10 protein-coding genes are annotated in these 12,913 nt (G+C 72.6%); 5 read left to right on the top strand and 5 right to left on the bottom strand.

All coding sequences use genetic code 11. The features are described from left to right. The first annotated feature begins 18 nt into the window (after positions 1-18). Complete coding sequence (gene orn, locus WME90_RS40205) at positions 19-582, top strand: oligoribonuclease (protein ID WP_437277380.1); 564 nt, start codon at positions 19-21, stop codon at positions 580-582. Positions 583-1,054: 472 nt separating this feature from the next. Here orn and WME90_RS40210 read toward each other — a convergent pair whose 3' ends face one another. The 3 genes from WME90_RS40210 to WME90_RS40220 all read right to left on the bottom strand — a co-directional run bounded on the left by WME90_RS40210 (position 1,055) and on the right by WME90_RS40220 (position 5,066). Next, positions 1,055-2,401: a serine/threonine protein kinase gene (locus tag WME90_RS40210; protein ID WP_437277381.1), complete on the bottom strand. Its 1,347-nt coding sequence runs from the start codon at positions 2,399-2,401 to the stop codon at positions 1,055-1,057. A gap of 268 nt (positions 2,402-2,669) precedes the next feature. After that, a complete protein-coding gene (locus tag WME90_RS40215) occupies positions 2,670-3,125 on the bottom strand; it encodes a helix-turn-helix domain-containing protein (protein ID WP_437277382.1) in 456 nt (151 codons plus the stop codon). A gap of 114 nt (positions 3,126-3,239) precedes the next feature. Next, complete coding sequence (locus WME90_RS40220; protein WP_437277383.1) at positions 3,240-5,066, bottom strand: ABC transporter ATP-binding protein; 1,827 nt, start codon at positions 5,064-5,066, stop codon at positions 3,240-3,242. A 302-nt stretch (positions 5,067-5,368) separates the two neighbouring features. Between WME90_RS40220 and WME90_RS40225 the strand changes: the two genes are divergently transcribed. Together WME90_RS40225 and WME90_RS40230 are read left to right on the top strand one after the other, a co-directional pair. Further along, a complete protein-coding gene (locus tag WME90_RS40225) occupies positions 5,369-5,746 on the top strand; it encodes a hypothetical protein (RefSeq protein ID WP_437277384.1) in 378 nt (125 codons plus the stop codon). 428 nt (positions 5,747-6,174) lie between these two features. Further along, entirely contained in the window at positions 6,175-6,684 is a 510-nt protein-coding gene (locus WME90_RS40230) for a hypothetical protein (protein ID WP_437277385.1), read from the top strand. A gap of 156 nt (positions 6,685-6,840) precedes the next feature. On the opposite strand, the gene WME90_RS40235 is transcribed toward WME90_RS40230, so the two are convergent. Next, positions 6,841-8,088, bottom strand: a complete 1,248-nt coding sequence (locus WME90_RS40235) for a choice-of-anchor L domain-containing protein (RefSeq protein WP_437277386.1) — start codon at positions 8,086-8,088, stop codon at positions 6,841-6,843. 125 nt (positions 8,089-8,213) lie between these two features. Then, positions 8,214-9,947: an arginine--tRNA ligase gene (gene argS, locus WME90_RS40240; RefSeq protein ID WP_437277387.1), complete on the bottom strand. Its 1,734-nt coding sequence runs from the start codon at positions 9,945-9,947 to the stop codon at positions 8,214-8,216. 114 nt (positions 9,948-10,061) lie between these two features. Between argS and WME90_RS40245 the strand changes: the two genes are divergently transcribed. Next, entirely contained in the window at positions 10,062-12,275 is a 2,214-nt protein-coding gene (locus tag WME90_RS40245; protein ID WP_437277388.1) for a protein kinase domain-containing protein, read from the top strand. A gap of 159 nt (positions 12,276-12,434) precedes the next feature. Continuing rightward, the gene (locus WME90_RS40250) at positions 12,435-12,758 is read left to right on the top strand and encodes a hypothetical protein (protein ID WP_437277389.1); all 324 of its coding nucleotides are present in this window, start codon (positions 12,435-12,437) and stop codon (positions 12,756-12,758) included. Positions 12,759-12,913: the final 155 nt, after the last annotated feature.

The raw sequence follows: 12,913 nt of genomic DNA on the forward strand, positions 1-12,913 counted from the left end.
CGGCTATGCTCGCGGCCGATGACGGACCGGTCTCAGCGCATGGCGTGGGTCGATCTCGAGATGACGGGGCTCGACGAGGGCTCGTGTGCGATCGTGGAAATCGCGACCATCGTGACGGAGCCCGACCTGACCGTGGTCGCCGAGGGGCCGTGCCTCGTCATCCACCAGCCCGAGAGCGTCCTCGCGGGGATGAGCGACTTCGTCCGCGATCTCCACGAGCGTTCGGGGCTCCTCGAGCGCATCCGTGCGTCCACGCTCTCGGTCGCCGACGCGGAGTCCGAGACGCGCGCGTTCCTCGAGGCGCACTGCGACAAGGGGACGGCCGTGCTGTGCGGCAACTCCGTGTGGAAGGACCGCGCCTTCCTGCAGCGCTACATGCCGGAGCTCCTCTCCTTCCTGCACTACCGCATCGTGGATGTCTCCACCCTCAAGGAGCTCGTGCGCCGCTGGTATCCGCTGCGCGCCGCACCCAAGAAGCGCGAGATCCACCGCGCGCTCGACGACATCCGCGAGTCGATCGAGGAGCTCCGGTGGTACCGGGCGAGCGTGTTCCAGCCGCTCCCGGGGAACGAGCTCCGCTGAGCGGCCGCTGTGAGCCGAGGGGTGTCTGAGGAGCGGTCGCCTCCTCGGGCCTGAGGCACAGCACCCACGCTCGCCCCCTCACGACCACGCGTGCATCCCGGAGGCGAGCTCAGCCGGGCGCGCTCGACCCAGGCCACCCCACCCCAGGCCCTCGAGGTCCTCAACCCCGGTCGGCCGCTCAGGGCCATGAACCTCGGTCTGCCCGACCCTCAACCTCGGTCTGCCCGACCCTCAACCTCGGTCCACCGCCTGCCCAGCCCCCCATCCACCCCTCCCTTCAGGCCAGGAAAACGGCGCGCTGGGAGCGAAGACAAAAAAATCGTTCGCGAAGTGAGAAAATACGATCGATCGAGGCAATGCATTGGGTAGGGTAGCCATGCGTCCAGGCCTCCGGCACGAGGTCTGTGGCGTAGACACCCCGGCGGCCCCAATCCGCCGGGGTGTCGTTTGCTACGGGACTTGCTGGATTGCCTCAGAACAGCTGGTCGCCGTACCACGGCCGCCCGGGGCCCCCCTTGGCTCCCACGGCCGGCGTCGCGATGAGAGGGGCCTGCTCGGCACGGCGTGTCGCCCCGGACTTCGGCCCAGGCGCGTCGACGGCAGGACCCCCCGCCGCAGAGGCGCCGGGGTCGCACTGTACCGGTGAGGCGGCCGAATCGCTGTCACGAGAATTATCTACCTGCGCCGGCGGCTCGACCGGCGGGGGCGGCATCCCACGGTGGGCGATGTACGAGCTCAACGGCACCGCGACGGCGGCGCTCGTCAGCGCGACGAGCACGAGCAGCAGCGCTCCCCCAGCCCACAGGATGCCGTGGCGCGAGCGCGGTGCGGCGATCTCGACGATGGGGTTGGGGTGCCGCATGGCCTCGGGAGGGAGGGTCCCGGTGGGCAGCGTGTTGCGGGACGCCGGAGCAGGCACGCTCCGCTCCGTGTCAGGCGCCTGCTCCTGGTCCGGCGCCTGCGCCTGCGGCGGCGGGGCGGCCCCCTCGAGCGGCCCCTTCGGCTGCAGAGCGCCCCCCGCGCGCGGCGCCGCGCCCGCAAGGAGCGGCCGCACGGCGGTCATCAGCTCCTGGACCGTCTGGAAACGCTCGTCAGGGTCCTTCGCGAGCGCCCGGGCCAGCGCCTTGTTCACCTGGGCCGACACCCCCTCGAGCGGCGGCGGCACCTCGTCGAGCGCGCACACATCCAGATCGTCGCGGCCGTCGAACGGGCGCTCGCCCCCGAGGAGGCAATACAGCAGCATCCCGAGCCCGTAGACGTCCGTTCGTTGATCGATCGCGCGGGCGTGCGCGTCGTGCGCGTCGCTGAAGAGCTCCGGCGCCCTGTACCGCGCCGCATCCGCCACGGCGTCCTCGGGCGCCCCGAACAGCCGGTGCAGCCCGAACGCCTTCAGGCCAGCGGCCCCCTGGCCGGTGATCACCACCGTGTGCGGGCCGAGATCCCCGTGCGAGAGACCCAGCGCGTGCGCCGCGCCGAGCGTCCGCGCGACGTCGACGACGATCTCGTAGGCGACGGAGCGAAGCCGGGGCAGCAGATCCTCCACCGAGGGATCGTCGCACTGCCGGGCAGCGATCCACCCGGCGCCTCCCTCCATCCCGCCCGCGATCACAGGCACGATGCCGTGAACCCCCGCAGACAGCGAGAGGAGCCTCTCCAGCGCGCCGCGGAACGCATCGGCGTCGATGCCGATGCCCTCCTGGACATAGAGCGTCACCTCGCGGCCATCTGCGTCGAGCGCGCGATACGCCTCCGCCGGAGCGGGAGAGTCGATGCTCGCGACGATTGTGTACCCCGCGAACTCCTGGCCCAGGATCACCATGGCCCCTCCGCGCCGAGCCGCACGACAGAAACGGCGGAATCAGGAGCTCCGCGCGGGGAGAGGACAGCGCGGCGCGCGGTCTGCGGTGTTGGATCAGCCCAAAAGATTTCGCTCACTGCGTCGGACCTCCGGCACGAGGTTCGAGTTCATGACACCCCCGGACACGGCGCGGGGAACATCGGTTGGCGGCGACAGTAACAGAGGTCTCAGGCGCGCGGAAGCCGTCGCCAGCGCGAGCCGGCCTCACGAAGCGCGCGAGGCGGCTCTCTCATTTTCCGGAACGACGGCCCGAAGACGGCGTAATTCGACCTGAAACAGCGCGCTCCGGCCGGGGCGACCTCGGCGGAGCTGCGGTACGGGCGCGCTCCGGATCCTCGCTGGCCAGGGCGAGCATTGCTTGCTTTCGAGGGGAATCGTCAGCCTCCATGAGCAGAAAGAGGATGGCGCTCTGGAGCGTCTCCTCGGCTTGATCAAAGAGCTCTGCCACGATGGACGCGACAGGGCTGCGCCCGTCGCCGGGGAGCAGGAGGCGCGGATCGCACTGGAGCCCCTGGGCGATGAGACCGAGCGCGCCGAGCCCGAGATCACGCTCGCCTCGCTCGACCTGCCGCAGGTAGGTGGCCGAGAGCTGCGCCCGCTCCGCGAACTCCTGCATGCTGAGCCCGCGGAGCAACCGGAGGATGTGGACCGCCTGGCCGACCTCCTTGGGGAGCGTGTCGCGCATGGGCGCGAGCCTAGCAGGCAGAGCTCGCCCGAGCCCCAGAGAAGACAGGCCGCCCCGCGTGGGGAGCGCGCCCGCCCGCGTGCCGCTCTCCGAACGGCCGCGGCTCCGCCGGCGTCACAGGTACCCTTCCGCCTGCAGCGCGAACATGCGGGCATAGCGCTGACCGCGGGCGACGAGCTCGTCGTGGGTGCCCTCCTCGACGATGCGCCCGCCGTCGAGCACGACGATGCGATCGGCCATGCGCACGGTCGGGAAGCGGTGAGAGATGACGATGGTCGTCCGCCCCTTCGACAGCGACCGGAACCGCTGGAAGACCGCGTGCTCCGCCTCGGCGTCGAGCGCCGCGGTCGGCTCGTCGAGCACGAGGATGTCGGCTTGCTCGCGCATGAAGGCGCGCGCGAGCGCCACCTTCTGCCACTGGCCGCCGCTCAGCTCGACGCCCCCCTTGAACCAGCGCCCGAGCTGCGCGTCGAGGCCCCCGGGCACGGCCGTCACGACCTCGTCGGCGCCGCCCTCGGCGACCGCGCGCGCGACGCGCGGCTCGTCCGCGAGGTGCTCGACGCTGCCCAGCCCCACGTTCTCGCGCAGCGTGAGCTGGTATTGGTTGAAGTCCTGAAAGACGACACCGATCCTCCGCCGGAGCGCCTCGGGCTCCCAGGCGCGGAGATCCTTGCCGTCGAGCAGGATTCGCCCCTCGGTGGGCTCGTACAGCCGCGCGAGCAGCTTGATGAACGTGGTCTTTCCAGCGCCGTTGTGCCCGACGAGCGCCAGACTCTGTCCGCTCGGGATGTGGAGATCGATCCCCCGGAGCGCCCATCGCGACTGGCCAGGATACCGGTAGCCGACGCCCTCGAACCGCACGCCCTGGTCGTGCGCGTCGCCGGGCGACAGCGGAGCCGCGCCGCCGGACGACAGCAAGGGCGCGTCTCCGGACGACGGCGCGGGCGGCTCGCCGGTCGGGATGGCCAAATACTGAAAGAGATTCGACATGTAGAGGTTGTGCTCGTACATGCCGCCGACGCCGGCCAGGACGGCCTGGAACGCCTGCTGGCCTTGCCGGAAGGCGGCGACGTAAAGGACCATCTCGCCGAGCGAGATGCGCCCCGCCGCGGCGCCGGCCGCCATGGCGCCGTAGCAGCCGTAGAACGCGGCGGTGCCGAGGAGCGACAGGCCATACGACCACCCGGCGCGGCGGACGGCGAGGGCGCTGTCCTCCCGGTAGAACGACGCGGCGAGCGCCTTGTACCGCTCGAGGAACGTCGGCCCGAGCCCGAAGAGCTTCACCTCCTTGGCGTGACCGTCGTTGGCGAGCACGTATTCGAGGTAGTTGAGCCGGCGGGCCTCGGGAGAGCGCCAGTTCCGGAGACGGAACGCCGCGCCGGAGAAGCGCGCCTCGGCGACCGTGGCGGGGATGGCCGCGAGCACGAGCGCGAGCACCGCGAGGACGCTGAACCCGACGAGCAGCGCGGCGTACCCCGCCAGCGTGATGAGGTTCTGCACGAGGGAGAAGCTGTCGGTCACGACGGAGGCGGGGCGCGACGACGCCTCGCGCCGCGCGCGCGTGAGCTGGTCGTAGAACTCGGGGTCCTCGAAGTGGAACAGCGAGAGCGAGAGCGCCTTCTCGAGGATCATCGCGTGGATGTCGATCGAGAGCCGCGCGCCGAGCAGCTGCCGCGTCAGCGAGAGCCCGCGCTGCGCGAGCGCGAGCGCGGCCACGAGGCCGAGCTCGACCGAGACCCACACGAGCGCCCCGCGCTCGTCGCGGGCGACCACCGCGTCCGTGATCGCCTTTCCCACGTAGGCCACCCCGAGCGGCAGCACCGCCGAGGCGAGCGTGAGCGCGCCGAGCGCGACGCCCGCCGCCTTCGACGAGCGCCAGACGAGCCGGAGCGTCCGTGGGGTGTAGGCAAAGCTGTCCCGCAGCCGGGAGAGGCCGAGCATGGAGCGCGGATTCTAACCACGCCGCGGCGATCCGCCCGCGAGGCCCCCGTCCGCCCGCGAGGCCCCCGTCCGCCCGTGAGGCCCCGGTCCGCCCGTGAAGCCGCCGTCCGCCCGCGAAGATCCGCGAGGGCACGATGGCTGACGAACGCGAGCGCGGCGACCGCTGGCGTCCGCCCGCCGGACCGGCCATGGCGGGCGGACGGGTGGCCCTGGCGGAAGGCGCGCGCCGGACGGGCGAACGGACGAGGTGGCGGGCACGCGCTGGCCGCGGTATCCCGGGGCTCCGAAAAAGGAGGCTCTTCATGTCGAGCATGTCCACTGTGACCATGGGCTACGGAGCGCTGCTCGCCGCGCTCGGCGTCGGCGGGTTCGCGGCGACGAGCGCCCCGACGGCGCTCATCCCGGCCGGCTTCGGGGTCGTCGCGTTCGGGCTCGGCCTGCTCGCGAGACAGGAGAGGTTCCGCATGCACGCCATGCATGCGTCGGCGATGGTCGGCGTCCTCGGCTTCCTCGGCTCCGCCCGCGGCCTGGCCCAGCTGCCGACGCTGCTCTCCGGCGGCCACGTGGCGCGCCCGCCGGCCGTCATCGCCCAGTCCCTCATGGCCATCCTCTCTGCCGGCTACGTCGCGCTCAGCGTGCGCTCCTTCGTCACGGCGCGCCGCGACGCCGCCCGCACCTGAGCGCGAAGCGCGACCCGAGAGCGCCGCCCCGCCGTGAGCCCAGGCGCCCTCACAGCCCCTCCCCGCCCCATCGTGGTCGAGCCAGCGCGCGCCGTGCGGGCCTGTCGGCGCGAGCTCCATCGAACGACGCGCTCCTGCCGATCCGTAGAGAACGGCCGCTGCGGCCGCTCTCGCGTGGTGGATGAGCCCCCTACCCTCTCCTTACCCTCTTTACTCTGCACGTCCAATCTCTGTGTGTGCGATCTCCGCGCGTCCGATCCAGGCGCGCGTACACCGAAAGCCTCTTCATGTCGATTATTTGGCAATCCGGGCCGGCAGTCCGGAATGCTATAAATCCGCGCGCAAACAGCCAGATCGGTGCCCTCGATGCCCGTGCATGATGTACTGTCATCGTCACCAGGCCATCAACTACGAGAAGAGTGAGCACCATGCTTCGACGCGTCATTGCATTGGGGCTGACGGCGCCTTTTTTCCTTTCGTGCCAGGGGAATGGTGTCATCAAGATCTGGAATTGCGCGGAGTGCCTCGACGGGTGGACCTGCACGGCAGACAGCTGCCTCCCCCCGCACTGCGGCAATGACGTCACGGATGAGGACGAAGGGGAGACCGACCGGGACTGCGGCGGCTCGTGCGAGCCTTGCGGCCTCGGCGCCTCTTGCGAGACGGGCATCGACTGCAAGGAGGGCGTCTGTCTGCAGGGGGTTTGCAAGGCCCCGACCTGCACCGACGGCGTGGCGAACGGCTTCGAGACCGGCATCGACTGCGGTACGCGCTCGTGCCCGCTCTGCCCCGCGGGCGAGGGGTGCCTCACCGGCGAGAACTGCGGGTCGGGCGTGTGCAGGGAGCGTGTGTGCCAGGCGCCCTCGTGCGACGACGGGGTCTTGAATGGAAGCGAGCTCGCCGTCGATTGCGGCGGGGACTGCCGGACGTGCCGGTAGCCCGGAGCGCGCGGCGAGGCGCAGAGACCTCGCGACGGCGCCACGAGGCGTCGGCGCGAGGCCTCTGCGCGAGGCCTCTGCGCGAGGCCTCTGCGCGAGGCCTCTGCGCGAGGCCTCTGCGCGAGGCCTCTGCGCGAGGGAGGAGCGCCCCTCGCCTCAGAGGGGATTGACCGCGGGCGCCGTCTCCAGGCCGACCGTGCCGCCGGTCGCGATCCAGCGGAAGCCATCGATGAGCGCGGTCGAGTCGAAGCGATCGTCACCGGTGTCGAAGAGGACGAACCGGAGCGAGATCTCCTCGCCGCCGCGCACAGGCGCGCGGGTCTTGAGCCACCGGGTGCCACCGTCGTTGCGCGGGCTGAACCCCGTCCCCACGAGCTCGTCCGAGCCGAGCGGACATCCGTCGCAGACATCGAAGAACGCGATATTGACGCTGACGGGCCGGCCCTCCCCGTCGAACGAGAGATTGCCGTTGTACGACCCCGGAGGCGCAGGCGCCGCGAGCGCGACGAACTGATCGTTGAAGTCCTCGCAGACCCACTCCGGATACTCGAACGTATAGAACTTGAAGAGGAACTCGTAGCCGGTCGCGTTCGTCGGCGCGCGGAGGACGACCTCGAGGCCGATGTCGTCGTTGATGAAGCTGGACGGAGGACAGGCAGGGTTGTCCTGAGGGAACCCGGGCGGCGCGGTGCCGGCACCGTAGCTCGAGCAGCTCCCGGACCAGCAGGCGTCGGGGTGGCCGGGCAGGCGTGCGCTCCCCGTCGAGAGCGCGAGCAGGCGCGCGCCGCCCTGCACGTGCACGTTGGGGCCGAACCCGTCGAAGAGGCCGACGGCGGGCGAACGCGCCGCAGGCGAGCCGTCCCCGCGGACGTACCGCGCAGAGAGCACGCCCCACCGCCTGTCCTCGCGGGACGCAACGGCGCAGAGGTCGATCGCCTTCGCCCCGTTCACCGGATCGAAGTCCTCGAGCGAGAGGCCCTCGTCACACGGAGGCGGCACGTTGTCGATCCCACCGTCGCAATCCTCGTCCGCCGGCGCGGGGATCTGGCCGCTCGCGTCAGGCTCCGTGACCTTCACCTCGATCGCGCCGGGATTCACATTGCCATCGGTATCGTTGCAGTCGCCCTCCGCGGGGGTGAACCCGTCCGCGTCGCCGTCCGCGTTGGGATCGGTGATGGGGACGGCGCCGCCAGGGCCGAGCCCTGGTTCGCCCGGCGCATCGAGCCCTTCGGAGCCGTCCTCGCCGATCGTCCCCGAGGGCTCCCCGCGCCCATCACCGCCACCCCCCCGCGCGGACGAGCCGCCCACCGCGGAGCACCCGAGCGAGACGGCGAACGCCGCGATCGCGGCCATGCCGGCGCAGGGGAGGGCGAGCCGCCGTTCGATCATGCTGTATTTTGCCATGAGGCGCGCGACGATACCGCGCGCCCCATCGGGCAGTCGCGCGCTGCATCGAGCGGGCGAGCGCAGCCTCGGACGGACGTGCGGCCGCCGGGCCCAGCCGTGGTCGGCCGCCGCTGCCGGACGCGCTACATCCGCTCCGGCGCCTCGATCCCGAGCAGGTCGAGGCCCTTCGCCAGCACCTCCGCCGTCAGATCGCACAGCGCGAGGCGCGAGCGGCGCACCTCGTCGCTCTCGGCCCGGAGCACCGGGCAGCGCTCGTAGAAGGTCGTGAACGAGCCGGCCAGCTCGAACAGGTAGCCGCACAGGCGGTGCGGCTCGAGCGAGGCGGCCACGTCCTCGAGCACCGCGCCGAACCGGAGCAGCTCGAGCACGAGCGCGCGCTCGGCCGGCTCGCCCAGCACGATCTCGGCCTCGCGCGGCGACTCCACGCCGGCCTTCCGGAAGATCGATCGGATGCGGGCGTGCGCGTACATGAGGTAGGGCGCCGTGTTCCCCTCGAACGCCAGCATGCGATCCCAGTCGAACACGTAGTCCTTGATCCGGTCGCTCGAGAGATCGGCGTACTTCACCGCGCCCACGCCGACCGCCCGCGCCACGGCGCCCGCGGCCTCGGCGTCGAGCTCCGGGTTCTTCTCCCGCACCACCTTCGTCGCGCGCTCCACGGCCTCGTCGATCAGGTCCGAGAGCTTCACGGTGTCGCCGCTCCTCGTCTTGAACATCTTCTTGTCGGCCCCGAGCACGGAGCCGAACGCCACGTGCTCGGCCCGGGCCGGCGGCGCGAGCCAGCCCGCCTCGCGCGCGGTCGCGAAGACCATCGCGAAGTGCTGGCTCTGCGGCGCCCCCACGACGTAGATGATCCGCCGCGCGCCGACCGTCGTGAGGCGGTGGCGGATCGCCGCGAGATCCGTCGTGGCGTAGCCGTAGCCGCCGTCCTGCTTGCGCACGATGAGCGGCAGCGGCTCGCCGCCCTTGCCCGTGAAGCCGGCCGGGAAGACGCAGAGGGCGCCCTCGCTCTCGCGCGCCAGCCCCTTCCGGCCGAGCTCCTCGAGGACGTCGGTCAGCATCGGGTTGTAGAAGCTCTCGCCGGCGAAATCCGCGTCGGTCAGCGTCACGCCGAGGCGGCGGTAGACCGACTCGAAGTAGCGCGTCGACTCGCGCACGAGCTGCCGCCAGAGCGCGAGGGTCTGCTCGTCGCCGCCCTGGAGCCGCACGACCCGCCGGCGCGAGCGCTCGGCGAACGCCGGATCGCCGTCGAACTTGGCGCGCGCCTGCCGGTAGAACGCGTCGAGATCGCCGACCGAGAGCTCCTGCGAGGCCGCGGCCTCGCCGAGATCGAGCATGTGCTCGATCAGCATGCCGAACGGCGTGCCCCAGTCGCCGAGGTGGTTCTGGCGGATCACGCGGTGGCCGAGCGCCTCGAGCACGCGCGCGAGGGCGTCGCCGATGATCGTGCTGCGGAGGTGGCCGACGTGCATCTCCTTCGCGGCGTTGGGGCCCGAGTAGTCGACGATCACCGTCTCGGGCTGGGCCGCGGGCGCGATCCCGAGCCGCCCGCCGCTCGCCGTCTCGGCGAGCTCGCGCGTGAGGTAAGCGTCCTCGAGCGTCAGGTTCACGAACCCGGGGCCGGCGATCTCCACCTTCCGGCAGATCCCGTCGAGCTGCAGCGCCGCCACGATCGCCGCCGCGACCTCGCGCGGCGGCTTGCCGAGGCGCTTGCCGAGCGCCATGGCGGCGTTCGCCTGGTAGTCGGCGTGGGTGGAGCGGCGCAGGGAGGGATCAGCCGCGGCGTGCTCGGCGCCGAACGCGGCGGTGATCGCCGCCTGGAGTGCGCGGGCGAGGGCGTGGACGGGATCGGCCATGGCGCATCCTTTGGCCTGGGCGCCCGGCCAATTCAATAGGCAAGCCTGCGAGGCGCCGCCACATCAGCGCACCTTTGACAAAAATCGGGGTAGGCCGGACAGTTCACGCCCCACGTGAGCGCTCCCCCGACCCCTGCCCCCGGCGATCCGCCGCCCGCCGCGAGCAACGCGCCCGCGGACAGCGCGGCGGCCCAGATGGTCGGGACGGTCATCTCGGACCGGTACCGGATCGTCGAGCTCGTCGCGACGGGCGGGATGGGCGCGGTCTACAAGGCCGAGCACCTGCTGCTGCGCAAGTGGCTGGCGGTGAAGCTCCTCCTGCCGGAGGCGAAGGGCTCGCCGGAGCTCACGGCGCGCTTCGAGCGCGAGGCGATCGCGGGCGCGCACATCCAGCACCCGAACATCGCCTCGGCGACCGACTTCGGCACCCTCCCCGACGGCTCGCGGTTCCTCGTGCTGGAGCACGTCCGCGGCACGACGCTCGATCGCATCATCAAGAAGGGCCCCTTGCCCGCCTCGCGCGCCGCGGAGATCGCGCGGCAGATCGCGGCGGCGCTCGCCGCGGCGCACGAGCGCGGCGTCATCCACCGCGATCTGAAGCCGCGCAACGTGATGGTCGAGGACGGCACCGACGCCGTGAAGCTCATCGATTTCGGCCTGGCGAAGGTGCCGATCGAGCGCCTCTCCACGACGGACGCGCACAGCAGCGAGGCGCGGCACGACGCCGGCCGGATCACGCTGAGCGGCATGGTCTTCGGCACGCTCGCGTACATGGCGCCCGAGGCCGCGCAGGGCATGGATCACGTCGACGAGCGCTCCGATCTCTACGCGCTCGGGCTCATCCTCTACGAGATGCTCGCCGGAAAGCACCCGTTCGACGCGATCCTCCCCGTCGAGATCTTCCGCGCGCAGTGCAACACGGCGCCGCCGCCGCTCCGGCTGCGCGCTCCGGGCACCTCGGCGCCGCGCGAGCTCGAGGCGCTCGTGATGCGCGTCCTGCGCAAGGACCCGGCGGAGCGGCCCGCGAGCGCGCGCGCGCTGCTCGCCGCGCTGGACGCGGCCGTGCCGAGGTCCGAGGCGCTCGGCCTCCTCCCCTGGAAAGAGCCGCTCTCGAGCGGGGCGTGGCGGCTCAGCGACCCGCTGCGCGCGATCCAGCACGCCACGCCGCCCGAGCTGCTCGCAGGGCAAGACCGCGCGGGCGCGGCCTTCGGCGCCGCGGCCTTGGGCGCGGCGGCTGGCGGCGCTGCGATCGGAGGAGCCGCGGCCGGCGGCGCGGTGATCAGCGGCGCCGAGGCCGATGCGTTCGGCCTGCAGCTCGGGGCTGCCGGAGCGGACGGCGAGGCGCCCGGGAAGGCCGCGCGCGGGGCGGCAGGAAGCCGGCCGCGGGCGCGGAGGCGCGCGTGGGGCTGGCTCGTCGGAGTGGCCGCAGTGGGCGCGCTGGGCGCGGCGGGCGCGCTGCTCCTCGGCTGGCTGCCCGCGGGCGCCGGCTGGCTGCCCACGGGCGCGCCGGCGGCGGCTGGCCCTGGGCTCCGGGCGGCGCCCACGGCGGCGCAGGCGGCCCCCGCCGGGGCGCCGGCCGTCCGGGTGCCGGACGACGTCCTCGGCGCCCCTCCGCGAGCCGCCTCCGCGGCGCCCGTCGCGAGCGCCTCGGCCCCGGAGCCGGCCGGCTCCGCGGCGGCGGATACGGGCGCGACGGCGCCGGACGCGGGCGCGACGGCGGCGGACGCGACAGCGGCGGACGCGGGCGCGGCGCTCGCCGGCCCGGGGCCGGCCGGTGGCGCGGGCCTCCCGGCCGAGCGGGAGCGCCTCGTGGAGGCGGTCCGGGTGAAGCGGTGGGACGACGCGGAGGGCGCGCTGCTCACGCTGATCGAGAAAGATCCCGCCGCCTTCGAGCAGCGCGACGTGATGACGGCCGCGGCCGCCGTCGCGGTGAAGAGCTCGTACCGGACCGACGGCCGCGCCGACGCGATCTTCGACGCGCTGGAGAAGCGCCTCGGCCCGGAGGGCCTCGACGTCGCCTACGAGATCATGAGCGGCTACGGGGGCACGCAGGGCGGAAAGCGCGCGGCGGCGCTGCTCCGCCGCCCCGAGGTGCTGAAGCGCGCGAGCGCCCCGCTGCGCGTCGCCGTGGCGCTGCGCGAGGCCCCTTGCCGGCGCAAGGAGGCGCTCTTCGAGCGCGCGGCGCTCGAGGGGGACGCGCGCGCGCTCGTGTTCCTGGAGATGCTCCGCTCGTCGCAGTGCCAGCCGCGCATCGGGCAGTGCTGCTTCCACCACCACGCGGGGCTCGAGCGCGCGGTGCGCACGCTGCGCGACCGGCTGAACCACTGATCCCGCAGCGCCCCGCGGCGCGTTCCCCCGGGCGAGCCACGGACGCCCCCCGGGAGGCGCCGGGATGGGCTAGGCTCGCGCCCCGCGGGATTCACGGCGCCCAGAAGGCCAGAGCACGGCGACGGGCGGCGCGCGGACGACAAGGACGAAGGAACAGGAATGAGCGACAAGACGAATGAGGAGATCTACAGGGCTTACCTGCTGGCGTACGCGTGCAGCGGCGATGCCTCGAAGGTCGCGGTGTTCGAGGCCGCGCGCCCGCTGACCTCGGTGATCGCCGCCGCGCTCGCCCTCGCCGAGCGCGACCGCCAGGCGAGCGAGCCGCCGGACACGTGGGATTCCCTGAACGAGCGCCTGCAGGCCATGTTCGAGGGCTTCGATCCGCACGGGTACGACCTGGCGGGCGGAGACGACGAGTCGCTCGAGGATGAAGACGAGGACGAAGACGAGGACGAAGACGGCGACGAGCCGATCGCCTCCTGAGCCGCCCAAGGCGCTCCTTCGAGGCACGGGCCGCGCAGCGCGCGGCGGCGACACGGCCACTCGCCCGGCGATCCGGGCGAGTGGGCGCCCCTCACACCGCCTTCGCGCGGAGCTCGGCGGAGACCACGACAATCCCATCCTGCGCCTGGGCCGCG

Origin of the sequence: Sorangium sp. So ce375 (assembly GCF_051473855.1) — a bacterium.
Lineage (GTDB): Bacteria > Myxococcota_A > Polyangia > Polyangiales > Polyangiaceae > Sorangium.

Excerpts from the sequence above, each read along its gene's own strand:
- orn (WP_437277380.1), top strand. The coding sequence starts at position 19 with ATGACGGACCGGTCTCAGCGCATGGCGTGGGTCGATCTCGAGATGACG.
- WME90_RS40210 (WP_437277381.1), bottom strand. The coding sequence starts at position 2,401 with ATGGTGATCCTGGGCCAGGAGTTCGCGGGGTACACAATCGTCGCGAGC.
- WME90_RS40215 (WP_437277382.1), bottom strand. The coding sequence starts at position 3,125 with ATGCGCGACACGCTCCCCAAGGAGGTCGGCCAGGCGGTCCACATCCTC.
- WME90_RS40220 (WP_437277383.1), bottom strand. The coding sequence starts at position 5,066 with ATGCTCGGCCTCTCCCGGCTGCGGGACAGCTTTGCCTACACCCCACGG.
- WME90_RS40225 (WP_437277384.1), top strand. The coding sequence starts at position 5,369 with ATGTCGAGCATGTCCACTGTGACCATGGGCTACGGAGCGCTGCTCGCC.
- WME90_RS40230 (WP_437277385.1), top strand. The coding sequence starts at position 6,175 with ATGCTTCGACGCGTCATTGCATTGGGGCTGACGGCGCCTTTTTTCCTT.
- WME90_RS40235 (WP_437277386.1), bottom strand. The coding sequence starts at position 8,088 with ATGGCAAAATACAGCATGATCGAACGGCGGCTCGCCCTCCCCTGCGCC.
- argS (WP_437277387.1), bottom strand. The coding sequence starts at position 9,947 with ATGGCCGATCCCGTCCACGCCCTCGCCCGCGCACTCCAGGCGGCGATC.
- WME90_RS40250 (WP_437277389.1), top strand. The coding sequence starts at position 12,435 with ATGAGCGACAAGACGAATGAGGAGATCTACAGGGCTTACCTGCTGGCG.